At 71.3% G+C, this 24849-nt stretch carries 32 protein-coding genes; 19 read left to right on the forward strand and 13 right to left on the reverse strand.

What is annotated here, in order from left to right; all coding sequences use genetic code 11:
- Nucleotides 1–34: 34 nt before the first annotated feature.
- Nucleotides 35–1300, forward strand: a complete 1266-nt coding sequence (locus BLV96_RS21270) for an RNA polymerase sigma factor (RefSeq protein WP_086674546.1) — start codon at nucleotides 35–37, stop codon at nucleotides 1298–1300.
- Between the two features lie 4 nt (nucleotides 1301–1304).
- Complete coding sequence (locus tag BLV96_RS21275; RefSeq protein ID WP_086674547.1) at nucleotides 1305–2075, forward strand: hypothetical protein; 771 nt, start codon at nucleotides 1305–1307, stop codon at nucleotides 2073–2075.
- Here the strand turns inward: BLV96_RS21275 and BLV96_RS21280 are convergent.
- The 3 genes from BLV96_RS21280 to BLV96_RS21290 are packed head-to-tail and all read right to left on the reverse strand — an operon-like array spanning nucleotide 2072 to nucleotide 5101.
- Nucleotides 2072–2626, reverse strand: a complete 555-nt coding sequence (locus tag BLV96_RS21280; RefSeq protein ID WP_086674548.1) for an HD domain-containing protein — start codon at nucleotides 2624–2626, stop codon at nucleotides 2072–2074. The genes BLV96_RS21275 and BLV96_RS21280 overlap by 4 nt on opposite strands.
- A gap of 10 nt (nucleotides 2627–2636) precedes the next feature.
- Nucleotides 2637–4322 carry an L-lactate permease gene (locus tag BLV96_RS21285; protein WP_086674549.1) on the reverse strand — a complete coding sequence of 562 codons (1686 nt, stop codon included), beginning with the start codon at nucleotides 4320–4322 and terminating at the stop codon, nucleotides 2637–2639.
- Complete coding sequence (locus tag BLV96_RS21290) at nucleotides 4319–5101, reverse strand: IclR family transcriptional regulator (RefSeq protein WP_086674550.1); 783 nt, start codon at nucleotides 5099–5101, stop codon at nucleotides 4319–4321. Before BLV96_RS21290 ends, BLV96_RS21285 begins: the two co-directional genes overlap by 4 nt.
- 429 nt (nucleotides 5102–5530) lie before the next feature.
- Between BLV96_RS21290 and BLV96_RS21295 the strand changes: the two genes are divergently transcribed.
- From BLV96_RS21295 to BLV96_RS21350, 12 genes are all read left to right on the forward strand, one after another.
- Nucleotides 5531–6724, forward strand: a complete 1194-nt coding sequence (locus BLV96_RS21295) for a Mur ligase family protein (RefSeq protein ID WP_086674588.1) — start codon at nucleotides 5531–5533, stop codon at nucleotides 6722–6724.
- Nucleotides 6717–7424 (forward strand): type 1 glutamine amidotransferase, encoded by a 708-nt coding sequence (locus BLV96_RS21300; protein WP_086674551.1) that lies wholly within the window; start codon nucleotides 6717–6719, stop codon nucleotides 7422–7424. Before BLV96_RS21295 ends, BLV96_RS21300 begins: the two co-directional genes overlap by 8 nt.
- A gap of 59 nt (nucleotides 7425–7483) precedes the next feature.
- Complete coding sequence (locus BLV96_RS21305; RefSeq protein WP_244180367.1) at nucleotides 7484–8872, forward strand: sensor histidine kinase; 1389 nt, start codon at nucleotides 7484–7486, stop codon at nucleotides 8870–8872.
- A complete protein-coding gene (locus BLV96_RS21310; RefSeq protein WP_086674552.1) occupies nucleotides 8873–9553 on the forward strand; it encodes a response regulator transcription factor in 681 nt (226 codons plus the stop codon).
- 184 nt (nucleotides 9554–9737) lie between these two features.
- A complete protein-coding gene (locus BLV96_RS21315) occupies nucleotides 9738–10067 on the forward strand; it encodes a gas vesicle protein GvpO (protein WP_086674553.1) in 330 nt (109 codons plus the stop codon).
- Nucleotides 10068–10075: 8 nt separating this feature from the next.
- On the forward strand, nucleotides 10076–10384 hold the full coding sequence (locus BLV96_RS21320; protein WP_244180369.1) for a gas vesicle protein: 309 nt from the start codon (nucleotides 10076–10078) through the stop codon (nucleotides 10382–10384).
- Nucleotides 10381–11112 (forward strand): GvpL/GvpF family gas vesicle protein, encoded by a 732-nt coding sequence (locus tag BLV96_RS21325; protein WP_086674555.1) that lies wholly within the window; start codon nucleotides 10381–10383, stop codon nucleotides 11110–11112. Before BLV96_RS21320 ends, BLV96_RS21325 begins: the two co-directional genes overlap by 4 nt.
- Entirely contained in the window at nucleotides 11105–11257 is a 153-nt protein-coding gene (gvpJ, locus tag BLV96_RS21330) for a gas vesicle protein GvpJ (protein ID WP_086674556.1), read from the forward strand. Before BLV96_RS21325 ends, gvpJ (BLV96_RS21330) begins: the two co-directional genes overlap by 8 nt.
- Nucleotides 11254–11469: a gas vesicle protein GvpK gene (gvpK, locus tag BLV96_RS21335; RefSeq protein WP_167379666.1), complete on the forward strand. Its 216-nt coding sequence runs from the start codon at nucleotides 11254–11256 to the stop codon at nucleotides 11467–11469. The genes gvpJ (BLV96_RS21330) and gvpK overlap by 4 nt, the downstream gene beginning before the upstream one ends.
- On the forward strand, nucleotides 11470–11787 hold the full coding sequence (gene gvpJ, locus BLV96_RS21340; RefSeq protein ID WP_086674557.1) for a gas vesicle protein GvpJ: 318 nt from the start codon (nucleotides 11470–11472) through the stop codon (nucleotides 11785–11787).
- Nucleotides 11784–12344, forward strand: coding sequence for a GvpL/GvpF family gas vesicle protein (locus BLV96_RS21345; protein WP_086674558.1), 561 nt, complete (start codon nucleotides 11784–11786; stop codon nucleotides 12342–12344). Before gvpJ (BLV96_RS21340) ends, BLV96_RS21345 begins: the two co-directional genes overlap by 4 nt.
- 74 nt (nucleotides 12345–12418) lie before the next feature.
- Entirely contained in the window at nucleotides 12419–12946 is a 528-nt protein-coding gene (locus BLV96_RS21350; RefSeq protein ID WP_086674559.1) for an NHL repeat-containing protein, read from the forward strand.
- Here BLV96_RS21350 and BLV96_RS21355 read toward each other — a convergent pair.
- Genes BLV96_RS21355 through BLV96_RS21370 form a run of 4 tightly spaced genes read right to left on the reverse strand, consistent with a single transcriptional unit; the run spans nucleotide 12943 to nucleotide 15270 of the window.
- Complete coding sequence (locus BLV96_RS21355) at nucleotides 12943–13674, reverse strand: dienelactone hydrolase family protein (protein WP_086674560.1); 732 nt, start codon at nucleotides 13672–13674, stop codon at nucleotides 12943–12945. The genes BLV96_RS21350 and BLV96_RS21355 overlap by 4 nt on opposite strands.
- A gap of 37 nt (nucleotides 13675–13711) precedes the next feature.
- Nucleotides 13712–14113 (reverse strand): CoA-binding protein, encoded by a 402-nt coding sequence (locus tag BLV96_RS21360; RefSeq protein ID WP_086674561.1) that lies wholly within the window; start codon nucleotides 14111–14113, stop codon nucleotides 13712–13714.
- A gap of 24 nt (nucleotides 14114–14137) precedes the next feature.
- On the reverse strand, nucleotides 14138–14710 hold the full coding sequence (locus BLV96_RS21365; RefSeq protein WP_086674562.1) for a hypothetical protein: 573 nt from the start codon (nucleotides 14708–14710) through the stop codon (nucleotides 14138–14140).
- A 56-nt stretch (nucleotides 14711–14766) separates the two neighbouring features.
- The gene (locus BLV96_RS21370; protein WP_167379667.1) at nucleotides 14767–15270 is read right to left on the reverse strand and encodes a VOC family protein; all 504 of its coding nucleotides are present in this window, start codon (nucleotides 15268–15270) and stop codon (nucleotides 14767–14769) included.
- Nucleotides 15271–15409: 139 nt separating this feature from the next.
- Here BLV96_RS21370 and BLV96_RS21375 point away from each other — a divergent pair, with 139 nt between their 5' ends.
- On the forward strand, nucleotides 15410–16201 hold the full coding sequence (locus BLV96_RS21375) for a 2-keto-4-pentenoate hydratase (RefSeq protein ID WP_086674564.1): 792 nt from the start codon (nucleotides 15410–15412) through the stop codon (nucleotides 16199–16201).
- Nucleotides 16198–16953: a 2-keto-4-pentenoate hydratase gene (locus tag BLV96_RS21380; protein ID WP_208608286.1), complete on the forward strand. Its 756-nt coding sequence runs from the start codon at nucleotides 16198–16200 to the stop codon at nucleotides 16951–16953. The genes BLV96_RS21375 and BLV96_RS21380 overlap by 4 nt, the downstream gene beginning before the upstream one ends.
- Here the strand turns inward: BLV96_RS21380 and BLV96_RS21385 are convergent.
- From BLV96_RS21385 to BLV96_RS21395, 3 genes are all read right to left on the reverse strand, one after another.
- A complete protein-coding gene (locus BLV96_RS21385) occupies nucleotides 16937–17818 on the reverse strand; it encodes an alpha/beta fold hydrolase (protein ID WP_086674565.1) in 882 nt (293 codons plus the stop codon). The two genes, BLV96_RS21380 and BLV96_RS21385, sit on opposite strands and share 17 nt — an antisense overlap.
- Nucleotides 17818–19293 carry a WS/DGAT/MGAT family O-acyltransferase gene (locus BLV96_RS21390; protein WP_086674566.1) on the reverse strand — a complete coding sequence of 492 codons (1476 nt, stop codon included), beginning with the start codon at nucleotides 19291–19293 and terminating at the stop codon, nucleotides 17818–17820. Before BLV96_RS21390 ends, BLV96_RS21385 begins: the two co-directional genes overlap by 1 nt.
- 340 nt (nucleotides 19294–19633) lie before the next feature.
- The gene (locus BLV96_RS21395) at nucleotides 19634–19918 is read right to left on the reverse strand and encodes a ribbon-helix-helix domain-containing protein (RefSeq protein ID WP_086674567.1); all 285 of its coding nucleotides are present in this window, start codon (nucleotides 19916–19918) and stop codon (nucleotides 19634–19636) included.
- 436 nt (nucleotides 19919–20354) lie between these two features.
- Here BLV96_RS21395 and BLV96_RS21400 point away from each other — a divergent pair, with 436 nt between their 5' ends.
- Together BLV96_RS21400 and BLV96_RS21405 are read left to right on the forward strand one after the other, a co-directional pair.
- Entirely contained in the window at nucleotides 20355–20609 is a 255-nt protein-coding gene (locus BLV96_RS21400; RefSeq protein ID WP_167379668.1) for a hypothetical protein, read from the forward strand.
- Entirely contained in the window at nucleotides 20602–21135 is a 534-nt protein-coding gene (locus BLV96_RS21405; protein ID WP_086674569.1) for a hypothetical protein, read from the forward strand. The genes BLV96_RS21400 and BLV96_RS21405 overlap by 8 nt, the downstream gene beginning before the upstream one ends.
- On the opposite strand, the gene BLV96_RS21410 is transcribed toward BLV96_RS21405, so the two are convergent.
- Complete coding sequence (locus tag BLV96_RS21410; protein ID WP_086674591.1) at nucleotides 21125–23014, reverse strand: ATP-binding cassette domain-containing protein; 1890 nt, start codon at nucleotides 23012–23014, stop codon at nucleotides 21125–21127. The genes BLV96_RS21405 and BLV96_RS21410 overlap by 11 nt on opposite strands.
- A 339-nt stretch (nucleotides 23015–23353) precedes the next feature.
- Nucleotides 23354–23821, reverse strand: a complete 468-nt coding sequence (locus BLV96_RS21415) for a DUF1579 family protein (RefSeq protein ID WP_244180373.1) — start codon at nucleotides 23819–23821, stop codon at nucleotides 23354–23356.
- 49 nt (nucleotides 23822–23870) lie between these two features.
- Here BLV96_RS21415 and BLV96_RS21420 point away from each other — a divergent pair, with 49 nt between their 5' ends.
- Complete coding sequence (locus BLV96_RS21420; RefSeq protein WP_086674571.1) at nucleotides 23871–24317, forward strand: MarR family winged helix-turn-helix transcriptional regulator; 447 nt, start codon at nucleotides 23871–23873, stop codon at nucleotides 24315–24317.
- 3 nt (nucleotides 24318–24320) lie between these two features.
- On the opposite strand, the gene BLV96_RS21425 is transcribed toward BLV96_RS21420, so the two are convergent.
- Complete coding sequence (locus BLV96_RS21425; protein ID WP_086674572.1) at nucleotides 24321–24776, reverse strand: winged helix-turn-helix transcriptional regulator; 456 nt, start codon at nucleotides 24774–24776, stop codon at nucleotides 24321–24323.
- Between the last annotated feature and the right edge of the window lie 73 nt (nucleotides 24777–24849).

Consider the following 24849-nt stretch of genomic DNA (forward strand, 5'->3'; position numbering starts at 1 on the left):
TGCACCGCGACCGATCACCCTGTCGAATGGCCGGGTGACGGTTGCGGACACCCGGAGCACGGTCGAGACGGTCTGGCGCATCGAATCGCCGCGGCTCATCGCGGGCCTCGCCCGCATGGCGCGTGGCGATGTCGGGCTCGCCGAAGAGCTGGCGCAGGACGCGCTCGTCGCCGCGCTGGAGCAGTGGCCCGGGTCCGGCGTGCCGCGCAACCCCGGCGCGTGGCTGATGACGATCGCCAAGCGCCGGGCGATCGACCAGTTCCGCCGCAACGAGCGGTACGCGGAGAAGCTCGAGGAGGTCGGCCGCGGCGAGCGGGTCGGCGACGGCGTCCTGCCCGACTTCGACGCGGGCCTGGACGACCACATCGAGGACGACCTGCTGCGCCTGCTGTTCGTCGCGTGCCACCCGGTGCTGAACACGCAGGCCCGCGTCGCGCTGACGCTGCGGATGCTCGGCGGCTTGACCACCGACGAGATCGCGCGCGCGTTCCTGGTCCGCGAGTCGACGATCGCGCAGCGGATCGTGCGCGCGAAGAAGGCCCTGGCCGCGGCGAAGGTGCCGTTCGAGGTACCGGAGGGCGACGAGCGCGTCGCCCGGCTGTCGTCCGTCCTCGAGGTCATCTACCTGGTGTTCAACGAGGGCTATTCGGCCACCCGCGGCGACGACTGGATGCGCCCGGCGCTGTGCGAGGAGGCGATGCGCCTCGGCCGCGTCCTCGCCGGGCTGATGCCGGGCGAGTCCGAGGTGCACGGCCTGGTCGCGCTGATGGAGCTGCAGTCGTCCCGGTCGAAGGCCCGCACCGGCCCGAACGGCGAGCCGGTGCTCCTGCTCGACCAGGACCGCGGCCGCTGGGACCGGTTCCTGATCCAGCACGGCCTGGCGGCGCTGACGCTGTCGGAGCAGATAGCCGACGGCGCGTACGGCCCGTATTCGGCCCAGGCGGCGATCGCGGCGTGCCACGCGCGCGCCCGCACGGCTTCGGAAACGGACTGGGCGCGCATCGCCGCGTTGTACGAGGGGCTGGGGAAGCTCCAGCCGTCGCCGGTGATCGAGCTGAACCGCGGGGTCGCGGTGGCGATGGCGGACGGGCCCGAGGCGGGCTTGGCGGTAGTTGACGCGGTGGCCGCGGACCCGGCGTTGAAGGACTACCACCTGCTCCCGAGCGTCCGGGGGGATCTGCTGCAGAAACTGGGCCGGCTGGCGGAGGCGGAGCAGGAGTTCAGACGCGCGGCGGAGATGACGGAGAACGCGCGAGAGCGGGCGTTGCTGCTGGACCGCGCGACGGCGGTGGGCGGCTGACGCCGTGCTGGCCTCGCTGCTGCCGGGCTTCCGGGACGTCCGCAGTGCGCTGGTGGCGGGCTACATGTGGTTCTGCGCCGGCTGGCTGCTGATCGGCCACTACCACCCGCCGCCGGCCGGGCTGCTGGCCCAGCCGGCGCTGGAGCTGCTGGAACTGTTCGGAACGGGTGGTCGGCTCGCGGCGATCAGCGTGCTGTGTCTGCTGATCGGCGAGGTGACGAGCAGGCTTGTCCAGGCATTCTTCTACCGGGTGTGCCTCGGATACCTCCGCCGCCTGACCGCTGATGATCTCGACCACCGACCCCGAGGGTTACTGTCGGTGTTCCGGCCGGTCAGCGGCCGTGCGGTCGCCCGGGTTCGTAGCCGGGCAAGGAAGGAGTACCGGAAGCAGCAGGAAGCCACGGTGTCCGATGCGTCGCCTCGGGGCGAGGACCGCCTGGAGGTCGACCGGCGTGCCATCGAAGCGCTGGGCGAGGTGCTGCACATGTCCCCGAGACTGATCGTCGCGAAACCCGAGTTGCATGCCGAATTCGGGCGGATCAAGGCCGAAAGTGAGTTCCGGGACGCGATCCTGCTGCCCTTGCCGATACTCACGGTGGCGGTCTGCGCAAATCTGGCCGCCCCGACGTGGCTCGAAGCGGCCATAGTGGTGGCGATTTGCGTCGCCGACCTCTACCTCTTTTTCGAAGCACGCAGACTGTTTCGCGAGGCCCACAGCATGATCGCGCACAGCCTCGCGGACGGGACGATCAGCTCCGCGGCGATGAGCGACTAGCGGTCCCGCCAAGCCATCGGCGACAGCGTCAACGCAGCCTCCGCGAGCCGCTTCGCGGTCTCCGTCGTCAACCCCTTCCGCGCGGACTCGATCCACTCGTCGACCCGCTGCACCCCGACGTCCCGGTACTCCAGCGCCTGCAGCAGCATCTCCAGCTTGTCGGCGTCCTTGGCGCACAACGCTTCCGCCGACTCGCGGGTCTCGTACTCGTCCACCGCCTCGCGCACGAGCGAGCGGGACCGCGAAGGCAGCCCGGCCGTCTGGTCGGCCGTGATCGCCCGCGGTTCCGGCTTCCGCAAGTACTCGACCGCCGTCAGCGGCAAGTCACCCGTCCGGGTCTCCTGCGTGTCGTGCCACAGGGCCAGGAACGCCGCCCGCTCCGGGGACGCTCCCTCCTCCGCCGCGAGCAGCGCCGCCAGCTGGGCCGCCCGCAGGCTGTGCTCGCCGACCGACTCCGGGTCGCGGACCCCCGCGTGCCACCAGCCCGACCGCCGGACGCGCTTCAGCAGGCCCAGCTCGTAGCCGAACGCGGCCAGCCCCTCGACACTCATGCCGCCCAGCCTAGGGCGCCGGGATCATCGCCGTCAGGATCGTCGCCTGCAGCAGCGAAATGACGCCGACGACCGCGGTCAGCAGCAGCGACCACAGGAAGGTCTGCCGCAGCAGCGATCCCTCCTTGCCGCTCTGCCCGATCGCCGTCGCGCCGATCGAAAGGTTCTGCGGCGAGATCATCTTGCCCATCACACCGCCGGACGTGTTCGTCGCGCCGGCCAGGATCGGGTTCAGGTTCAGCTGCTGGGCCGAAATCACCTGCATCGGGCCGAACAGGCTGTTCGTCGACGCGTCCGAGCCGGTCAGGAACACGCCCAGCCAGCCGATGTAGGCCGAGAACAGCGGGAAGACCGCGCCCGTCGTCGCCAGGGCCAGGCCCAGCGTCTGCGTCGCGCCCGAGTAGTTCATCACGAACGCGATCGCGAGGATCATGAAGATCGTCGCGAGCGCCCAGCGCATCTGGAACAGCGTCTCGCGGTACGTCTTGAGCAGCAGCTTCGCCCGGCCGCCCATCGCGAACCCGGCGATGACCGCCGCGATCAGCGCGACCGTGCCCGGCGAGAACAGGAAGTCCACGGTGAACGTCGCCGCGTAAGGCGCGTTCTTCGCGGTGATCGGCGGGTGCTGGACGACGTGGTTGTGCAGCCCCGGCCAGGCGAAGATCCAGTCGGCCCTGTGCAGCAGCTTCGTCAGGTCGAGCCAGGTCGGGAGGTTCTTGAAGATCGTGCCGATCCGGGACAGGAAGATCGCCAGGATCAGGATGATGTAGGGCATCCACGCGTAGAGCGCGCCACGCTCGGACCGCGCCGCACCGAGGTTCTTGACAGCGCTTTCTTCACCCTCGAAACGCCAGACCGACGCCGGCTGCCAGAACCGCGTCAGGACCCACAGCGCGGCCATCGCGGTGAGCGCGGCGAGGACGTCGACGAGGCTCGCGCTGATGTAGTTGGACGCGACGAACTGCATGGCCGCGAACGCGAGCCCGGCGGTCAGCACCGCGGGCCACACCTCGAGCATGCGCTTCCAGCCGGCCAGGACGACGACCAGGAACGCGGGGATGATCAGCGCCAGCACCGGAACCTGCCGGCCGACGGCCGCCGAGAACAGCTCGGTGGCCTGGTCCTGCTTGAGGTGCATGATCGGCGCGGTCAGCCGGCCGAGCACGATCAGCGGGTTGCCGAGCCCGCCGAACGCGACCGGCGCGGTGTTCGCCAGCAGCGCCAGCACGACGGCCTTCACCGGCGGGAACCCGAGCGCGGCCATCATCGCGGCGGTGATCGCGATCGGCGACCCGCCGCCCGCGACGCCTTCGAGCAGCGCGCCGAAGCCGAACGCGATGAGCAGCGCCTGCAGCCGCCGGTCCTCGCTGAAGCCGGCGAGGACGCGCTTGATGGCGTCGAACCGGCCGGTGGCGACGGTGACGTTGTGGAAGTAGACGGCGTGGAAGGCGATCCACGCGACCGACCACACGCCGAAGAGCACGCCCATGGCCGCGGAGTCGAACGCGAGCGCGGCCGGCATCCGGTAGAGCAGCAGGGCGACGCCGAGCGCGGTGACGAGCGCGAGCGCGGCCGAAAGGTGCGCGGAGAGCCGGACGACGCCGAGCGCGACGAGCAGCACGACGATCGGGAGCGCGGCGAGCAGCGCGGAGATCCACAGGCCGCCCGCCGGCTGGTAGTCCTGGAGCCAGGTCATGCGCGTTGCCCCCGGACGTACCCGAGCCGCAGCGAAAGGGCGGCGGCGGTCCCGGCGACGGAGGCGCCGAGCTCGTCGAGCCGGCGCAGCACGCGCGGCGCGGGCCCGGCGATGCTGATGGCGGCGATCGGACGCCCCGAGTGGTCCCGCACGGCGGCGGCGACGCACCCGACGTCCGGCTCGTTCTCGACCTCGTCGATCGCCCACCCGCGGCGGCTGGTCCGGGCCAGGTCGTCGAGCAGGCGCAGGGGATCGTTGATCGTCTTGAGCGTGAGGGAGTCCAGTTTCATGCGCCGCACGCGCTCGGCCCGATCGGCTTCGGGCAGCGCGGCGAGCCAGGCTTTCCCGAGCGAGGTGGCGTGCTGCGGGCGTCGCGTGCCCAGCCGGCAGGCGAGGGTGACGGCGCTGGCGCTGCGTTCGGTGGCGACGTAGACCATGGTGTCGTTGTCGGGAACGGCGAGGTAGGTGGTCTCGCCGGACCGTTCGGCGAGCGAGGCGAGGTACCGCGGCGCACAGCGGTGCAGATCGGTGGCGGCCATGGCCCGCGCGCCGAGCTCGACCAGTCTCGTGCCGAGCCGCACCCGCCCGGTGACCTGGTCGGCCTCGAGGTATTCGAGGCTCTTCAGGGTGCCGACGATGCGGTAGGCGGCACTGCGGGAAAGCCCCAGTTGCCGCGCGATCGCATTGGTGGAAATCTCCTGGTGCCGACCCACGTGCTCGAGCACCGCGAGTCCGCGTTCGAGAGTTCCGCTGTTCTCCAGCCCGCGCTCCGGTCCCACGCTGCCCTCCGTTGGACGTTCCCGGTTTCCGCTCAGCGGTACGCATTTCCGCTGGGTGGGGTTGGACGGTAACACCTCCGATGTATGGGCGGAAGATCTTGAAACGCTTCAGGAAGAATGCGGTTACTTGCGGGTGCTAATTGGTACAACCTCCGATGGTTAAGTTTCCTACCTATGGCGGTTGCGGAGGGGTTGACGGGCTCGTTCGACGAGTTCGACAGGTGCTGGTTCAGATTCGTGAATGGGCTGTGAAGGAAGTAGAGACCGTCTTGAATGACTCATTCAGGACCTCAGGAGACCTGAATGACTCATTCAAGACGTTTCGCCGAGACCCGGCGCCGCCCGGTGGCCCGGGTCACGGACTCAGCGAACTCACAGCGCCCACCGAGCACCATCCAGCCGGTGACCCCCTTCCGTACCCGCGCGTCCGTGTCCGCCGGGCGCCTCACCGCCTGGCTCTCGCGCAGCGCCGGCCTCGGCAAAGGTGCCGTCATCGGGGGCCGCATCACCCTCGCCCTCGATCCGAAGGCCCTGCGGCGGGTCGGGCGGGACCGGACCGTCGTGCTCGTCACCGGCACCAACGGCAAGACGACCACCGCGCTCATGATCACCAAGGCCCTCGAAGCCCTCGCCGAGGTCGCCGCCAACAGCGACGGCGCCAACATGCCCGACGGCGTCCTCGCTGCCCTGGCCGCGCGCCCCGAAGCGCCCTACGCCGTTCTCGAAGTCGACGAAACCTACGTCCCCTGGGTCGCCGACCAGCTGAACCCCGCCGTCCTCGTCCTGCTCAACCTCAGCCGTGACCAGCTCGACCGCGTCGGCGAAGTCCGCTCCACCGAAAGGGAACTCCGCAAAGCGATCGGAAACCATCCCGAAACCACGATCGTCGCCAATTCCGACGACATCCTCGTCGCCTCCGCGGCGACCGAAGCCGGCAAGCGGATCTGGGTCGGCACCGGCCGCCGCTGGACCGGCGACTCCACCGCCTGCCCCCGCTGCGACGGCCTGATCGACCACGTCAAAGACCACTGGAGCTGTGCCTGCGGCCTCGCCCGCCCAGAACCCGCCTGGACCCTCGACGGCGACCTCGTCCGCACCCCCGGCGGCCGCCACGTCGACCTGGACCTCCGGCTCCCCGGCGACGCCAACCGCGCGAACGCCGCCTTCGCGCTCGCCGCCGCGCACCGGCTCGGGGTGCCGCCGCACACCGCCGCCGCGCGGCTGCGGACCATCACCGACATCGGCGGCCGCTACCGGACCATCCGGCGGTCGCGGCACTCCGTGCGGCTGATGCTCGCCAAGAACCCCGCCGGCTGGGTGGAAACGCTGCGCGTGCTCGACGAGGACACGCCCGTCGTCGTCGCCGTCAACGCCCAGGAAGCCGACGGCCGCGACCTGTCCTGGCTCTGGGACGTCCACTTCGAACGGCTCCGCGGCCGCCAGGTCGTCGTCACCGGCGAGCGCTGCGCCGACCTCGCCGTCCGGCTCTGCTACGCCGAGGTCGCGCACTGGGCCGAACCCGATCCGGTCGCCGCGATCGACGCGCTGCCGCCCGGTGGTGTCGAGCTCGTCGCCAACTACACCGCCTTCCGCGACCTCGTCGGCAGGCTGCCCGGTGCCTGAGTCGACCGTCCACATCGGACTTCTGCTGCCCGAGGTGCTCGGCACCTACGGCGACAGCGGCAACGCGCAGGTCCTCTGCCGGCGGCTGCGCTGGCGCGGGTTCGACGCCGAGGTCGTGCCGGTCGGGCTGGGCGAACCGGTACCGTCCACTTTGGACATGTACCTGCTCGGCGGCGGCGAGGACGGCGCGCAGGCGCTCGCCGCGGCCCACCTGCGCAAGCACCGGCGGGCCCTGACCCCCGACGCGGTGGTCTTCGGCGTCTGCGCGGGCCTGCAGGTGCTCGGCACCCGCTTCCGCGGCCTCGACGGCGTCGACCACGACGGCCTCGGCCTGCTCGACGTCACCACCGAGCCCGGCGAGCGGCGGGCCGTCGCGGAGCTGGTCGCGACGTCGCCGGAACCCTTGGGGCCGCTCACCGGCTTCGAGAACCACCTCGGCATCAGCAAGCTCGGCGCCGACAGCGAGCCGCTCGGGCACGTCGTGCGCGGCACCGGCAACGGCGACGGCACCGAAGGCGCGGTGACCGGCCACGTCGCCGGCACGTACCTGCACGGCCCGGCGCTCGCCCGCAACCCCGCGCTGGCGGACCTGCTGCTGGCCTGGGCGGCCGGCCACCCGTTGCCGCCACTGGAGCTGCCCGAGGTGGACCGCCTGCGCGTGGAGCGGCTCACCGCCACCCGCCGCCGGCGGACTTCGTGACCGGGTGGCCTTCCGCCGCCTCCGCGGTCGGGGCCACCGCTCGTGGTTACGCTGAGTTGGTGAAACTGGGCAAGGTGATCGCCGCGACCGGCGTGCGGATGCGGACCACCGCCGTGGCCGTCTTCGCGCTCGCGCTGGCCATCGCCGCCGCGCTCGCGGTGGTCGTCGTGCTGCTCGAAGAGTCGCTCGACCGCAGCGTCACCGAGAGTGCCCGCAGCACCGGCCGGCAGGTCGCCATCCAGCTCGTCCGCGAGGGCGCGCGCGACCTCAGCGCCTCCGACGTCGCCAGCACCGGCGACACCGAGGCCGTCACCCAGGTCCTCAACGCCCGGGGCGTGCCGATCGCGAGCGACCCGGCCATCGTCGGGCACCCGCCGCTGACCGCCGCGCGCCCGGCCGTCGGGCAGGAAGCCATCGAGACCCTCCCGCTCGGGCTCAACGGCGACAGCGACGACTACCGCGTCGTGTCGCAGCAGGTCAACGGTCCCGGCGGGCCGTACACGGTGATCTCCGCGCGGTCGCTGGAGCCGGTGACCGAAGCCTCGACGCGGCTGACGCTGCTGCTCGGCCTGATCGCGATCCCGCTGCTGGCGATCTCCGGCCTCGCCGTCTACCGCGCGGTCGGCTCGGCGCTGCGGCCGGTCGAGCGGATGCGCCGGACCGTCGCCGAGATCTCGACGCGCGACCTCGCCGCCCGCGTCCCGCTGCCGCCCGGCGGTGACGAGGTGCACCGGCTGGCCGTGACGCTCAACGAGATGCTCGGCCGGCTCGCGTCGGCCCAGGCCGCGCAACGCCGGTTCGTCGCGGACGCCAGCCACGAACTGCGCTCGCCGCTGTCCACCATCAGCACCGCGCTCGACGTCTCCGGGCGGCACCCGGAGAGCACCGAGGACCTGGTGCCGGTGATCGCCCGCGAGACCGCGCGGCTGCGCGAGCTCGTCGACGACCTGCTCATGCTCGCCCGCACCGACGACGCGACCGACCGGCCGTCGCGCGTCGAGGTCGACCTCGACGACATCGTGCGCGCCGAGGCCGAGCGGGTCCGCGGCGAGTGCGCGCTGGACGTCGAAGTTCGCGCCGGGCCGGCGAAGGTCCGCGGCAGCGAGGCCCAGCTGCGCCGGGCGGTGCGGAACCTGGTCGACAACGCCCGCGGCCACGCGCGCACGCGCATCCGGGTGGCCAGCTCGGTGCGCGGCGACCTCGCCGTCGTCGAGGTGAGCGACGACGGCCCCGGCGTCGCCGAAGCCGACCGCGACCGGATCTTCGAACGGTTCGTCCGGCTCGACGCGTCGCGGCAGCGCGAACACGGCGGCACCGGCCTGGGCCTGCCGATCGTGGCGGGCATCGCGGCACGCCACGGCGGGAGCGCGCGCTACGCCGCGTCGGACGAGCCGGGCGCGCGGTTCGTGCTCGAACTGCCGGTGCTCGAACTGCCCGAGGAGGAGTAAGTGCGGCTGCTGATCGTGGAGGACGAGCGCGAGTTCGCGGAGACGCTGCGGCGCGGCCTGGTCGCCGAGGGGTTCACCGTCGACGTCGCGCACACCGGCCGTGAGGGGCTCTGGCGGGCCACCGAGCAGGAGTACGACGTCGTCGTGCTCGACATCATGCTGCCCGAGCTGTCCGGCTACGAGGTGCTGAAACGCTTGCGCGCGGCCGAAAACTGGACGCCGGTGCTGATGCTCACCGCGAAGGACGGCGAGTACGACGAAGCCGACGCGTTCGACCTCGGCGCCGACGACTACCTGTCCAAGCCGTTCTCCTTCGTCGTGCTGATCGCCCGGCTGCGCGCGCTGCTGCGCCGGGGCGCGCCGGCCCGGCCCGCCGTGCTCGAGGCGGCCGACCTGCGGCTCGACCCGTCGGCCCGCACCGTCCACAGGGGACAGACGCGGATCGAGCTGACCGCGCGGGAGTTCGGGTTGCTGGAGTTCCTGCTGCGGCGACCGGGCACGGCGCTGACGAAGAACGAGATCCTGAGCCACGTCTGGGACGCGCACTACGACGGCGACGAGAACGTCGTCGAGGTCTACGTCGGGTACCTGCGGCGCAAGATCGACGTCCCGTTCGGCACCCGGACCATCGAGACGGTCCGCGGTGTCGGCTACCGGCTGGTAGACGTTACTCGATCGTGATCTTCCGGGGGAAATCCCGGAATTGGTGCCGCTGGGCGTGCCGGTGCTCCGCCGTTTGACGCCGCCGGTTGCCGCAGATCGCCCAGCCGTTCCCGCGAACCGGTGAAAAATGCCGTGGTGCGGCTCACCTGCGCGTGGTTGTGCCCGTTGCTACGGTGGGCACCCACCCGAGACCAGGAAAGCGATGACGGAATCGCCGCAGCCGTTCCTTGCCCAAAACAACAATATACCGGAAAGCTCCGGGAAATCCGTTTCCCGGCTTCGTGCCGTCGACGCCATTCGCGAAGCGACGGCCCAGTTCGGCGTGGTCACGGGGATGACCCCGCACGCCGTGACCGGGGTCCGGACCCGCGCCGACGGCGGCTGGTCCGTGCTCGTCGACGTCGTCGAGCTGGCCCGGATCCCGGACTCCACCAGTGTGCTGGCGACCTACCGGGTCGACGTCGACGTCGCCGGTGAGCTGACCGCGTGCGAGCGCCTGCGGCGGTTCACGCGGGGCACCACCGATTCCTGAAAGGAAGGGTGACACGATTGGCCGCTTCGTCCGATTCATTGGCGGACATTCTGGAACGCGTGCTCGACAAGGGCGTCGTGATAGCCGGTGACATCGGCGTCAGCGTCGTCGACGTCGAATTGCTGACGCTGCGGATCCGGCTGTTCATCGCGTCCGCGCAGACCGCGCGGGAAATGGGCATGGACTGGTGGACGAACGACCCGTTCTTCGCACCGAACGCGCCGCGGGAGGAACTGGCGAGAACCGACTTGGCGGCGCGCGTCGCCGAACTCGAAGCCCGGCTGCCCGTGCCGAGCGGAAGGGAAGAACCCCGGTGAGCACCCGCGAATGGCTCTGCGCCTACGCGATCACCCGCAACCGCGACGGGCTGGACCTCGGCCCGGCGCCCCGGCTCGTCGGCTTCCGCGACCTGGGCGTCGTCGTCTCGGAGGTGAGCCCGGCGCGCTTCGACCGCATCGACACGCTCGACCCGGTCGACGGCGCGCTCGCCGAGCTGGCCCGCGAACACGACGCCGTCGTGCGCGCGGTGTTCCGCCACGAACCGGTGCTGCCGCTGCGGTTCGGCACGGTCCTCGACGGCGAAGCCTCGGTGAAACGGCTCCTGGAAGTGGCCTACGACCAGGCGCGGGACTGCCTCGACGAGGTCGAGGGGCACCGCGAGTGGGGCGTGCGGGTCCGGCACGCCGAGCCCGCCGCGACCACCCGGCCGGACGCCGCGGGCCTGACCGGCACGCAGTACCTCGTCCGGCGCCGCGAACGGCTGAAGGCGCTGCAGCAGGCGCGCGAGGACGTCGTCGCCGCGGCCGGGCGCCTGGAGGACGCGCTGCGCCGGCACGCCGCCGACCGCATGGAGCGGGCGCGCCCGCACGGCGTGCTGGTCAACACCGCGTACCTCGTCGAAACCGGGCGCGAGGCCGCGTTCCACGCGGAGTTCGAGTGGTTCGCCCGCGAGCTGCGCGCGGCGGGCGCGACGGTGGAGACGTCGGGACCGTGGCCGCCGTACTCGTTCACCGACGTCGAGCTCGGGGTGCCGGCCGATGGCTGACGCCGCCGTGGAGTCCGTCGCCGACCTGCTCGACCGGGTCGTGCACCGCGGCGCCGTCGTGACCGGGGACGTGATCATCTCGCTCGCCGGCATCGACCTGGTCCGGCTCGACCTGCGGCTGCTGCTGCTCGGGCTCGAAGGGTGAGCGAGCCGATCCGGATCCCCGCCGACGCCGGCCGGGGGCTCGGCCACCTGGTCGTCACCGTGCTCGACATCCTCCGCGAAGTGCTGGAACGGCAGGCGTTGCGGCGCCTGGAAACCCTCACCCCCGCCCAGGTCGAAGACCTCGGCCAGGCCCTGATCGCACTGGACGCCCGGTTCGCCGAGCTGCGCGCGGTCCTCGAAGAAAGGTTCTAGGTGACCAGACCGGGACAGACCGGCGGCGGGCTCGCCGACACGCTCGACATCCTGCTGGACAAGGGACTCGTCATCGACGCCTCGGTGCGGGTGTCGGTGATCGGGATCGAGCTGCTGGCGATCGAGGCGCGGATCGTGATCGCCAGCGTCGACACCTACATCCGCTACCTCGAAGCGATGCAACGGCTGCAGAACACGCCCGTGCCCGGGCAGATCTCCCAGGGCCTCGGGCAGACGACCGGGCTCATCCCGCCGCCCGCCCCGACGCCGGCGGTGGCCGTGCCGGTCGAGCCGGCGATCCCGGTCGAACAGCCGTGACGCTGCAGCTCTACGGCGTCGTGCGCGCCGGGCACCCGCGGGCGCCGCGGACGGTGCGCTGGGAGGACCTGGCGATGGTCGTCGGCGAACCCGAACCGGACCCCGCCAAGCACCTGGCGGTGGTGTCCGCGCTGGTCGAGGGCGGTCCGGTGCTGCCGGTCCGGTTCGGCACGGTGGCCGACGACGAGGACGCCGTCCGCGCCGACGTGCTGATGCCGGCGGCCGACACCTACCGATCCGACCTCGACCGACTCGACGGCTTGGCCGAGGTGCACGTCTGCCTGCGGTTCACCGAGCCCGGCTCGGCGTGGCGGTCCGCCCGCTCCGACGTGCTGCTCTCCGAGGTCGCCGAGCGGGCGCGGGATTCGGTGGCGCTGCCGGCGGGCGAGTCCGCCGACGAGCGCTGGGCGTTCCTCGTCGGGATGGGCGACCTGCTCGTGGTGCGCGACGCGGTCACCGGGCTCACCCGCGGCGGCGGCGTCCAGGCCGACTGGATCGGGCCGCTGCCCGCGTACAGCTTCCTGGACCGGCGAACGTGCTCGCGGTGGACGTGGTGAGCGACGGCCGAACAGTCGCTGAACACTCTTTTCGGTACTGGCCGCCGTGGCTCGCGGTCGGCGATCCTGGTGCCGTGGCCACCAGTGAAGTCGCGTCGCTCCCGCGCGCGTTCGGCGGGCCCGGCGCCGGGCCGGGCCAGTTCCGCGCGCCGTCCGGGATAGCGGTCGACGTCCGCGGCCGGGTGTGGGTGGCGGACACGGGCAACGACCGCGTCCAGGCGTTCACCCACGACGGCGCGCTCGTGCGCGTCCTCGCCGGACGGTTGAAGGCGCCCGAAGGGGTCGCGGTCGACGCGGCGGGCCACGTGTACGTCGCCGACACGGGCAACCGCCGGGTGGTCCAGTTCTCGTGGTGGGGCGGGTTCGTGCGCGAGTTCGGCGGGTTGGACCGGCCGCGCGGGCTGGCGTTGGACCACGCGGGGCGGCTGCTGGTCGACGACACCGGACGGGTGGCGCGTTTCGACACGCGGACGGGTGCGGCCCTGTCCGACACGACGGAGCCGATCAGCTCCCCGAGGGACATGGCCGACGACGGTCTGGGCGGGGTTTGGGTCGCGGAGACCGGGAACCACCGGATCGTCCACTTCGGAGCGTCGGCCTAGGCCAGCAGCGGCAGCAGGCGGTCCCAGTGCAGCCGCAGTGCGGCGGGGTCGAAGGCGTCGGTGTCGGACATCGTGAAGCCGTGCACGGTTCCGGGGTAGATCTCGGACGTGTAGTCGATGCCCGCGGCGTCGAGGGTCCGGTTGAGCTCGACGAGCGCGTCGGGCGTCAGGTCGGTTGCGGCGTGGCCGAAGTGGACTCGGGCGGTGATCCGGTGCAGGTCGTCCGGCCCGGCGGCGCCCACCGGGGCGTGGAACGCGGCGAGGGCGGCCACCTGCTCGGGGTGGGCCGCCGCGGTGCGCGTCGCGAGGAGGCCACCGATGCAGTAGCCGGTCACCGCGACCGGGCCGGCGCCGACTTCAGGTCGCGTGGTGAGGAACCGGAGGTAGGCGCCGGCGTCCCGCAGGACGCGTTCGGTGGTGTGCGCCTCGATCATGGGCATCAGCCGCGCGAAGATCGCGGGCCGGGCTTCTTCGCCGATGTGCTCGGGAAGGTCGAGCACCGGGGCGGGTCCGGTTCGGTAGAAGATGTTGGGCACGAGCACGTAGTACCCGTGACCGGCCAGTTCGCGGGCCAGGTCCCGCAGCACCGGCCGGATGCCGAAGCCGTCCGGGTACATCAGCACCCCCGGGTGCCGCCCGTGGCCCGGGAACGCGGCGAAGGCATCGGCCTCGCCGTCGGGGGTGGGGATTCGCAGTGTCTCGGTGCGCGGGTTCGTCTCGGTGGTCATCGCTTCGGAGCATAGGCCGCCGAACGAGGAGCGCCGCCTAGTTTTTCGAGATCGCCGCCGTCGCGCGGACCACCGCCGTGCAGCGGTTCTCGACGTACTCGAGGCCGCCCTCCTCGGCGATCCGCCGCGCCTCGGCCGACATGATCCCCTGCTGCAGCCACAACGCCTTCGCGCCGATCTCCACCGCTTCGCGCGCGATGCCCGGCGCCTCCGGGGACGGCCGGAACACGTCGACCAGGTCGACCGGCTCCGGGATGTCCTTCAGCGACCGGTAGACCTTCTCGCCGAGCAGCTCGGTGGCCGTCGGGTGGACCGGGATGATCCGAAACCCGTGCGCCTGCAGGACCGCCGGGACGCCGTGCGCGGCCTTGGCCGGGTCGCGGCTCAGGCCCACCACGGCGATCGTCTTCGCGCCTTCGAGGATTTCCTCTGCCTTCATGCCAGTCAGAACGCCGAGCGGGCGTCAAAGCTTCCAGAGCCGCAGGCCACGCACCCGGTAGACGGGCCAGATCACATGCCACGGCTTGCGGCGGGCGAAGGTCGCCGCGCACGTCAGGATGTTGCGGGCGGACGTCACCGCGACTTCGTGCTGGTCGGGCCACGCCGCGCCCTTCGCGCCGACGGCGATGCGGAACACCGTCAGCAGCCCGCGGCCCTGGAGGTCGTACTTCGCGCCGGTGTCGCCGGAATCCGGGGCGAGCTCGGCGATCTCGGCGCCGAACGCGCGGGCGGCCTGCGGCGCCACCTCGGCGGGCACGACGCCGACGCTGCGCGTGATCGCCTTGCCGTGCAGGCGCCGCGCGTACCGGAACAGCAACGCGCGCTCCCACCACGGCAGCAGCCGGTGGTGCGCCAGCAGTGCCGCGCACTCGCCGTGCCCGATCGCGAAGATGCTCGTCAGCTCGTCGTAGGCGCCGTTCGTCGCCGGCTCGTTCAGGTGCAGCCGGACCTCGAAGCGGGTGCGCGCGGTGAGTTCGTCGAGCAGCTCACGGCGATCGAGCCGTGCCTTCGCGCGGGAAAGCGACCAGTCGGACATCGGACCTCCAGACGTCGCGCACAGGCTAAACGCCGCGCGACGCCCGGAACACGGTTTCAGCCGATCTTCTCGCCGTACATCTCGCCGAGCGGGTCGGAGATCAGCTCGACGCGGGCACCGTCCGGATCGGACAGGTAGATGGAAGTCTTGCTTTCCAGCAGGTACTTCACGCCGGCTTCGTCGAGCTTGTCCTTGATCGCGCTCCACCGTTCGGGAGTGACGGACAGGGCCAGGTGGTGCAGTCCACCCAGGACTTCCGCGTACGGGCCGAGGTCCAGACCGGGCAGGTCGAAGAACGCGACCGCGTTGCCGTTGCCGACGTCGAAGAAGAAGTGGCTCGAACCGGGGTAGTCGCGGTTCTCGATCAGCTCGGTGAGCGGGAAGCCCAGGATGTCCTGGTAGAACCCGATGGTCCGCTCGACGTCGCTGGAGATCAGCGCGGTGTGGTGGATGCCGCGCCCGTTCGTCGCCGGACGGTCGGCGGCCGGGCGCAGGTGGCGCTCGCGCAGCTCGTCGCGGATTTCGGCGAGCTTGGTGACCTCGGCCTGGGTCGGTGCCATGTCCCTCACGTCCCTTCCTGGTGGTGTTCTCCAAGCTACGCTCGATTTATCTCGCGTGCAAGAGGTTGCTTGGCGAGAGTTCCGTTGACCGGAACGCCGAGGCTTGTGTGCGGGGTGCCCGCACGGCAGAGTCCGGAGCGTGGATGCCAGCTTGGTGCAGGAGGCCGCCGCCGTACTGGCGCGGGCCTACGCGACGCGCGAACCGATCGAGCCGCTGATCAAGCTCTACCCGGACGCGGGGGTCGAAGACGCGTACCGGATCCAGCAGGAGCAGGTGCGGAAGTGGGTCGAGGGCGGGGACGCCGTCCGCGGGCACAAGGTCGGGCTCGCGTCCGCCGCGATGCAGCGGCAGATGGGCGTCGACCAGCCCGACTACGGGCACCTCACCGGCAGCATGTTCCACCTGGAGCACCAGCCGATCCCGACGGCGGCGTTCCTGCAGCCGCGGATCGAGCCGGAGATCGCGTTCGTCCTCGGCTCGGCGCTGCGCGGCCCCGGCGTCACGGTCGCCGACGCCGTGCGGGCGGTCGACTTCGTGCTGCCGTCGCTGGAGATCGTCGACTCGCGGATCCGGGACTGGAAGATCTCGCTGTTCGACACGATCGCCGACAACGCGTCCTCCGGCGGGGTGGTGCTGGGCAGCCGTCCGACGGCGCTGCGCGACGCCGACCTGCGGCTCGCCGGCTGCGTGCTGCACCAGAACGGCGAGGTGGCGGCCACCGGCGCGGGCGGCGCGGTGCTCGGGTCGCCGTTGAACTCGCTGGTGTGGCTGGCGAACACGGTCGGGCCGCTGGGCGTCACGCTCGAACCCGGGCACGTCGTGCTGCCGGGCTCGATGACCCGCGCGATCCCGGTTTCGCCGGGCGACACGGTCGTCGCGACCATCGCCGGCCTGGGCAGTGTCACCGCGGTCTTTTCGGAGGAATCGTGAACGTGCGGGAAGCGGCCACCGCGCTGCTGGGGACGACTTCGGAGCGTTCGCCGCTGTCCGAGGAGTGGCCGGAGCTGGACGTCGACACGGCGTACGCGATCCAGGCCGAGGCGTTGCGGCAGCGACGGGCCCGCGGCGAGACGCTGGTCGGGCTCAAGCTGGGCCTGACGTCCCGGGCGAAGCAGGAGCGGATGGGCATCGACGCGCCACTGCTGGCCTGGCTGACGGACGCAATGGTGCTGCCCGCCGGTGTCCCCGTGCCGCGGCTGATCCACCCGCGCGCCGAACCGGAACTGGTCTTCGTGATGCGGGACCGCTTGGCGGGCCCGGGCGTGACGGCGGCGACGGCGCTGGCCGCGGTCGACCGCGTGTACGGCGGCGTCGAGATCATCGACAGCCGCTACGCGGACTACCGCTTCACGCTCCCGGACGCCGTCGCGGACAACGGCTCGTCGGCGTACTTCAGCGTGGGCCCGGTGGGCCTGCCGCCCGCGTCGCTGGATCTCTCGCTGGAGGCGGCGCTGCTGGAGGTCGACGGCCAGATCGTCGACACGGCGACGGGCGCGGCAGTCCAGGGCCACCCGGCCGAAGCACTGGCCCTGGCGGCGAACGCGCTGGGCGCGCGCGGGCTGGCGGTGGAGCCGGGCTGGATCGTGCTGACGGGCGGCATGACGGACGCCGTCCCGCTTCGAAGCGGCTCCCGCGTGGCGGCGCACTTCTCCCACCTGGGCTCGATCACGCTTTCGGGCTGACCTCGGCGCGCTCGGCGATCCGCGTGATGCCGCGGACGATCCGCGGCCAGACTTCGCGGGGCAGGTCGTGGCCCATGCCCGGGACGACGTCGAGGTCGGCGCCGGGGATGGCTCGCGCCGTCGCGCGGCCGCCGGAGACGTGGACCAGCGGGTCGCGGGCGCCGTGGACCACCAAGGCGGGTGTGCGCACCTTCCGCAGCCGCGGAGCCCGGTCGCGCTCGGCCATGATCGCCGCGAGCTGGCGCAGCGTGCCGCCGGGGTGGACGCCGCGGTCGAACGTGCGCTCGGCGCGGTCGCGCATGCGGGCCTCGTCGAACGGGTAGCCCGGCGAACCGATCAGCCGGAAGGTCCGCACGAGCATTTCGACGTACTCCGCGCGGCTGCGCGGCGGCGCGCTGAGCAGCATCGACATCGCCCGGCCGCTCGGGCGGCCGACCAGCCGGCCGCCGGTGCTGGACATGATCGACGTCAGCGACAGCACCCGCGCGGGGTGCCGGATCGCCAGGGTCTGCGCGATCATCCCGCCCATCGACGCGCCCACGACGTGCGCGGCCGGGATGCCCAGCGCGTCCAGCAGCCCGGCGGCGTCGGCGGCCATGTCGGCCAGCGAATAGGGCGCGCTGTGCAGCAGGTACGCCTGCGCGAGGTTGGCCCGGCCCCGCATCCGGCTCGACCGGCCGGCGTCCCGGTTGTCGAACCGGACGACCCGGAACCCCTGTGCGGCAAGGGATGCGCAGAACTCTTCGTCCCACCAGATCATCGGCGCGCCGAGGCCCATCACGAGCAGCAGCGGCCGGCCGCCCGCGTCGCCGAAGGTTTCGTGGCACAGCTCGACTCCGCCGACCTCGGTGACCTGCTCCGCCATCAGGGCTCCCGGGTGTGCTCGGCGGCCAGTTTCGTGAGCTCGGCCAGTGCGTCGTGCAGGTGGCCGATCAGGTCCCAGACGTCCGGGATCAGCTCACGGCAGGCGACGAGCCCGAAGTCCAGCTTGCCGTCGTAGGACATCACGGTGATGTTCAGCCCGCCACTCGCGTCGGTGATCGCGGACACCGGGTAGTTGCCGAGCAGCCGCGCGCCGGCGAGGTACAGCGGCCGCTGCGAGCCCGGCACGTTCGAGACGACGAGGTTGACGACCGGCGCGGTGGCGCCGAGGAACTTCATCGTGGCGCGGGCGGCGAGCCCGCCGAGCGCGGCCGGCAGCATCCCGCTGAAGTCGACCAGCCACGACGCCGGCAGCGGCTGGTACCGCTGCTTCGCGGCGACCATCGCGCTGGTGACCTCGGCCAGCCGCGCGGCGGGGTCGGCGAGGTGCGTCGGCAGCGGCGCGAGCATGACGGAGACCTGGTTGCCGGCGTCCTTCGCCTGCTCGGGCGTCCGTACGGACAGCGGGACGAGCGTGACGAGCGGCTGGTCGGGCAGGGCGTCGTGATCGGCCAGCCACCGGCGCATGACGCTCGCGCACAACGCGAGCACGACGTCGTTCACGGTGACACCGAAGGTGTTCTTGACGTGCTTGACCTCGTCGAGGGGCAGCGAGCCGTACGCGAACCGGCGGTGCGGGCTGATCGGCCCGTTGAACGGCGTGTCGGGCGCGACGAGCCGCGGCCGGGCGGCCTCGTGGCGCCCGGGCCCCTGGCGCGTGACGCGGTTGAGCACGCTGCCGGCCTTCGCCAGCAGCCCGACGCCGGGGTAGCGGCCGAGGCCGGGGACGTCGTCGAGGTGCTGCAGCAGTTTCGGTACCTGCAGCGCGGCTTTGACGGGGTGCAGCACGAGCTTCCGGGTCCCGTTGAGCGCGAGTGCGACGGGCGTGGGGACGGGCTCCTTTTGTGGGGTCTTGGGTGGTTTTCGCGGTGCCGGTTCGGCGGTGGTGTCCATGAGGACGCCGATGAGCTCGGCCCCGGAGACGCCGTCGATGGCGCTGTGGTGGACCTTCGTGTAGACGGCCTTGGTGCCGTCGTGCAGGCCGTGCATGAGGTAGGCCTCCCAGAGCGGCCGCCGCCGGTCGAGCGGCCGCGCGGTGAGGCGCGCGATCTGTTCCCCGAGCTGTTTCGGATCGCCGGGAGCGGGCAGCGCGATCTCGCGGACGTGGTATTCGAGGTCGAACTCGGGATCGTCGATCCAGTAGGGGTGGTCGAGCCCGAGCGGCACGGGCAGCAACCGCCAGCGCAGCGGTCTCGCGAGGTGCAGCCGCGACCCGATGTGCTCGCGCAGGCCGTCGAGGGTGAGGGTCCGGTCCGGCGCGGTCAGGGGGTCGAGGATCGAGAGGCCCCCGACGTGCCCGGTGGTGGTGGTCGACTCGGCGTTGAGGAACTGCACGTCCAGGGCGGTGAGCTGGCGCATCAGGCCTCCTCGGGCTCGACAGGCCAGTCTGCCCCGCGGGATCGGCGCGGTAAATCCGCTGGCCGGAGTACGCGAGCGGCACACGTGATCAACCGAAGCGAGCCGCGTCCGGTCGGAAATCTTCACGACGGCGTGCGAATCCGTCGTGACAAATCCTGGTCAATTCACACTGGTCTTCTTCGCTTCGTTTCGGATCCGTGCAAAGCGGCGTAACACGGAAGGTGGACGCGGAAGCCCGGCACTTCGCCGTGTCTCCGGAGGGGATCCTTGACAATTCCAGAACACGGTTCGAGGGGCCGAAGACGCGCTGCCGACCCCTCGTGAGAACCGCGGACCAGGCTCAAAGAATGAGAATCTGCTTCGTTTCGGTCTCGGTTCGGACCAGCAGTTCGGCGTGGTCCTCCTTGACGGCGCGGTACATGACGTCACCGATGCCGGTCAGGCGGCGGACCGCTTCGGTCAGCGAGACGTTCTCCCGCTCGCACACGTTCTCGAGCGCGGCGAGGGTATCGGCGTTGACGGCGACGTTGATGCGCTTCGGGGCGGGCTTCGGTTTCGGACTCGCCGCGGGCCCCGGTTGGATATCGGTGCGGTCGGTCGTCGACGTGGCGGTAGGCCTGCTCATGGTCGTGTCCCTTCCTCTGGTGGTCCCCGGGCTCGCGACGCCTCCCCGAGCGCGCCGCCGGCAGGCGAGGTCCGGTGCCCGGCTCCCCGCTCAGTACCACTATGTGCCCGGCCCCTGGCCAGACGCCACCTCTGGACTGCTTTCAACGTGGTGAAAGCGAGCGACAAGCGCGCATCTGCTGCTCCCGTCTTCGTCCCGGCGGTAGCGCTGCCCTGGTCCGAGCCCGTGGGCTTCGCTAGCCACTAAACCACTCGCTCAGGCAGATCACCACCGCCAAGCGGCGGGTTTCACACTTCTTAACCACGCTGAGACTCTTTGATACCCACAGTACACACACGCTAGACACAGCATCAACACACGTACAGCACACATCAAGGTACCTTGGGGATAGCAGTGACCGCGCACGGCACTTGTCCCCGTCGGGTGCCATCCGTCGATGGACCGGGAAAGGACAGCCATGACCAAACCACCCGAGCACAGGACACCGCCGCCACGCCCCGACGCCACCGCGACGCACGCCGAAGAAGCGGAGAACGACCAGCGTTGGTGGGAAGACTCCCGGGTGCTCGCGTGGCTTGAAGGCTCGACGCTGGAGGGGTTCGAACACGAGGCCAGGACCACCCCCTTCCTCCGAAGCCGCTGCCGGACCGACGTCCCGCCGCGCCCGGAAAAGGCCGGGGACGATGACTGACGACGAGGCCCCGCCACCGGCAGCCGAAGGTGAGGAGCCGGTCGTTGCCGCCGTCGACTCCGAGGCCGGCGACGGGGAGACGGTGATAGAGGACGCGGAGCCGGTCGAGCTCGGCCTCGGCGATCCGCCGCCGCAGACGAGCGAGGTCGTGCGCGTGCTGGTGCCGGAGCCCCCGGCGGTGCCGGTCACGCTGGCACTGCCGCCGACCCTGGGCCGGGCCGACGAGGTCAAGCAGCTGGAGCGGGAGCACGACCAGGTCATGCTCACGCGCGAATACAATCACGAGACCCAGCTGCAGAAGGAGGAGCTGCGGCATCGCTCGCAGATGCAACGGCTCGTACTCGGCTCGATCATGGTCGTGCTGCTCCTGGTCTTCGGGCTGGTGCTGGCGGCGGTCTGGAACCACGGCATCACTCCCGAGTTCGGCCTGGAGCTCAGCCGGCTGATCGTGCCGTCCCTCGTCGGGTCCGCCGCGACCATCGTGGGCGCGATGTTCATCAGCGGCGGCAGCGGGATCAAGAAGTGATGGTGCGCGGCTCCGGGACCTCCGGGCCCGCGCGGTAGGCGCGCGCCTGGATTTCGTACAGCTCGTGGTACACCCCGGCCGCCCTGGTCAGCTCCTCGTGGGTTCCCTGCTCGATCAGTCTTCCCTTCTCCAGCACCAGGATCCGGTCCGCCGAGCGGATGTTCGCCAGCCGGTGGGTGACCAGGATCGTCGTGCGCCGGCCGTCGTGGGACGCGCTTGCGTGTTGCAGCCCGGCGAACACCCGGGCCTCCGCGCGGGCGTCGAGCGCCGCCGTCGGTTCGTCGGCCACCAGGACCGAGGCGTCGCGGTAGATGCCGCGGGCGATGCCCATGCGCTGCCACTGGCCGCCCGACAGGTCCTGGCCCTCGTCGAACTTCTTGGACAGCACCGTGTTCTCCTTGGCGGGCAACGACTCGATCACCTCGTCCGCGCCCGAGTAGTCCACCGCTTCGCGCCACGCCCGGCCGTCCGGGTCCGCGCGGCCGAGGCGGCCCACCGTGACGTTGTTCGCCGCTGTCATCGGCCACTCCGCCGGTTCCTGCGCGATCACCGCGATGTTCGCGTGCACCGACGCCGGGTCCGCGTGCGCGAGGTCGACGTCGTCCCAGCGGACCACGCCTTCGTCCGGTGGGTACAGCCCGGTCAGCAGCTTGCCCAGCGTCGTCTTGCCCGACCCGTTCTCCCCGACGAGCGCGACCACCTCGCCGCGCCGGATCGTCAGCGAGATGTCCCGCAGCGCCGGCCGCTGCTGGCCCGGGTAGGTGAACGAGACGCCCTCCAGCCGGATCTCGCCCGGGTCGGCCGGCGCGGTCAGCGCCGTCGGCGGTGGTTGCCGACGCACCGATTCCACCAGCAGCTGGTTGTAGAACCCGATGTAGAACGAGTCCTCGTACAGCGAATTGACCGCGCGCATGGTGTTCGACAGCGCCGTCGACGCCGTGCGCATCGCCAGCACCGCCGTGCCGGCCAGCGCCAGTTCCATCCCGCCGGAGTAGAGGAGCCAGCCGAGCACCAGGTACGCGACGGCGGTGCCGAACCCGGCCGCCGCCCGGCCGGTCGTGCGCACCAGGTTGCTGCGGTGCGCCAGCTGGACCTCTTCCTGCATCAGGCTGCGCGAGATGCGCCGGTATTCGCCGAGCAACGGTTCCTGCAACGTCAGCGCGTGCCGTTCGAGGGCCATCGACCGCCAGGTCGCGACCTCTTCGACCACCGACTTGCGGATGTTGCGCCCGACCGTGTCGATGAAGTGCCGGTAGTTCAGCTTCGCGATGCGCGCGGCGGCGAAACCGTCGGCCGCCGCGGCGAGCAGCAGGACCGGCGCCAGCCACGGGTTGAGGAGCCCCGCCGTCAGCATCGCAGCCGCGAGCGAGATGACCGACGACGTCAGGTCGGCCAGCCGGCGCAGGCTCGTTTCGATCGACCGGACGCCGAACCGCGCGCCCTGCCGCGCCAGCTCGCGGAAGTCGGCGTCCTCGAACGCGATCAGCCCGACGCGCACGACCGCCGCCGTCACCGCGTCGTCCGCCGCCGCGGTGACGCGGGGCCGCAACGCGCCCTCGACGGCCGCGACGGCGGCGTCGAGCAACGCGCGCGCCGCGTACGAGCCGGTGACGACCGCGATCGCGGGCAGCGACTGCAGCACCCGATCCGGTGTCGGGCCCTGTTCGAGCAGCGCGGTGAAGACGTTCGCGGTGGCGAGCAGCCCGAACGCCGTGACGCAGCCCGAGATGACGTGCACGAAGCCGGCCAGCAGCGTCAGCCGTGGCGACGTGCGCCAGGCCAGCCGCAGCACGACGGCGATCGCGGTCGGCAACGCGCGCACGGCCTGGCCGAAGCCGGCCGCGGCCACGCGTTCGTCGACGCGTGCCCATTCGGGCATCTTCACGTTCTCGACCCCGATCAGCGGGGCCGCGTCGGTGGCGTCCTGGGGTGTTCCGGCGGGTCTGCGCACGCATCCATCTCTACTCCGGGGGTCCGACAATTTCGGAGCGCCGCTAGGCCGTTCGGGTGAAAGTAATCGATTTCTCTGGGCCTTCGCGAGTGTCGGGGACACACTCGCTGCAGAACCTCGAATCGAGCAACACCGAATAACTAATAATTGTTGTGAAATTGACCCGTCGCTGGGCCGCCCGGGTCGGCAGGTCCGCGGATGTGGTGGCAGAGACCGGAAACAGGTGACGTCCTCGTGCCAGGGGGGAGGGGCGTCGCCTGTTTCCTCCTACCTGTTTTCGCGGGTGTACCGCGCCCGCAGAAATGCGCTGAATTCGCCGTCTTCGCCCAGTCTGATGTCGATTTCGTGGGTCAGGGTGGCGCCGTCCGGGGTGAGCCGGTGCCGGGCCACCCCGCGAGCGGTCTGCTTCTCGAGGACGAGCGTCGCGCCGGACCAGTCTCCGCGAGCCGGCGACTCGGGCGGGTAGCCGTAGCTGTCGAAGCCGTACCAGAGCGTCTCGCCGGTGTGCGGGTCCACGGTGAAGATGTTGTGCCCCAGGAACTCCGTGCCGTCGTCGCGCAGCTGGCGGTAGTCCTGGACCAGTGCGAACCCGTTGAGCTCCGAGCGGTACCGGCACTCGGCGCGCGCGGTCGAAGCCGGCGCCCACGGTGAAGCGGCGAGCTCCTCGGTGCCGGTCCAGTCGCCGGCGAAGGCCTTCAACGCGTCGTGCGCGGGGCCGAGGGTGGGCATGTCCATGGTCGTCTCCATTTCGACAGGTACCTGTCGATGTGCGAGACTAGCACGCATGCGGTCCCATCGAGCCGAGACGTTCACCCGGGTGATCGACGCGGTCTTCGCGTGCAACGGCGGCTTCCTGACCGCGGGCGACGCGCTGACCGAGCCGGTCGGGCTGACGGCCGCGCAGTGGCAGGTCCTCGGCTTCCTCGAGGACGGCCCGGCGACCGCGGCCGAGGTGGCGCGACGCCGCGGGCTGCGGCGCCAGAGTGTCCAGGAGACGGTGAACCGCTTGCTGCGCAACGGAATGCTCGACCGCCTGCCGAACCCGGCCGACGCGCGGGCGCCGCTGCTGTCGTTGACGCGGCGGGCGAAGGCGGCGATGCGCGAACTGGGGGTGGCGCAGGTCGCGTGGGCGGAGGACGTGGCGGGCGCGGTGTCCCAGGAGGACCTGGAAACGACGCTGCGGACGTTGCGCCGGCTGCGTGAGGTCGTCGCGCAGCCGCGGTTGCACTGAGGGTTACGCGGCCACGCCGGGGCCGGGAAGCGCGTCGACGTCGCGTGCGTGCATCGGCTCGCCGCAGTGGGTGCAGCGGAGGTCGACGGTGGTGATTTCGCCGCACGCGTGGTGCCGGTAGAGCACGGGAGGGCCGGCCTCGCCCGCGAGCCACTTGTCGCCCCAGCGGGTCATGACCATCAGCATGTCGACGAGTTCGGTGCCCTTCTCGGTCAGGACGTACTCGTAGCGCGGCCGCCGGTCGTACGGCCGCCGCTCGACGATGCCCTGGTCGACGAGGTGATTCAGGCGTTCGGTGAGAACCTTGCGCGAGATGCCGAGGTCGGCCTGGATCTGCTCGAACCGGCTGGCCCCGACCCACACGTCCCGCAGGATCAGGGGTGACCAGGGCTCGCCGATGACGTCGAGCGTGCGTGCGATCGAGCACGCGGCCAGTTCGCTGAAGTGGGTGCGCTGCATGAGACCACTTTAGCATTCGGGGTTCCCTTAGGGAACTCGTCCTGCTACGGTTACGGAGTCTCCTCAAGGAACT

The organism is Amycolatopsis pretoriensis (genome assembly GCF_900107925.1).
In the GTDB taxonomy this organism is placed as follows: domain Bacteria; phylum Actinomycetota; class Actinomycetes; order Mycobacteriales; family Pseudonocardiaceae; genus Amycolatopsis; species Amycolatopsis pretoriensis.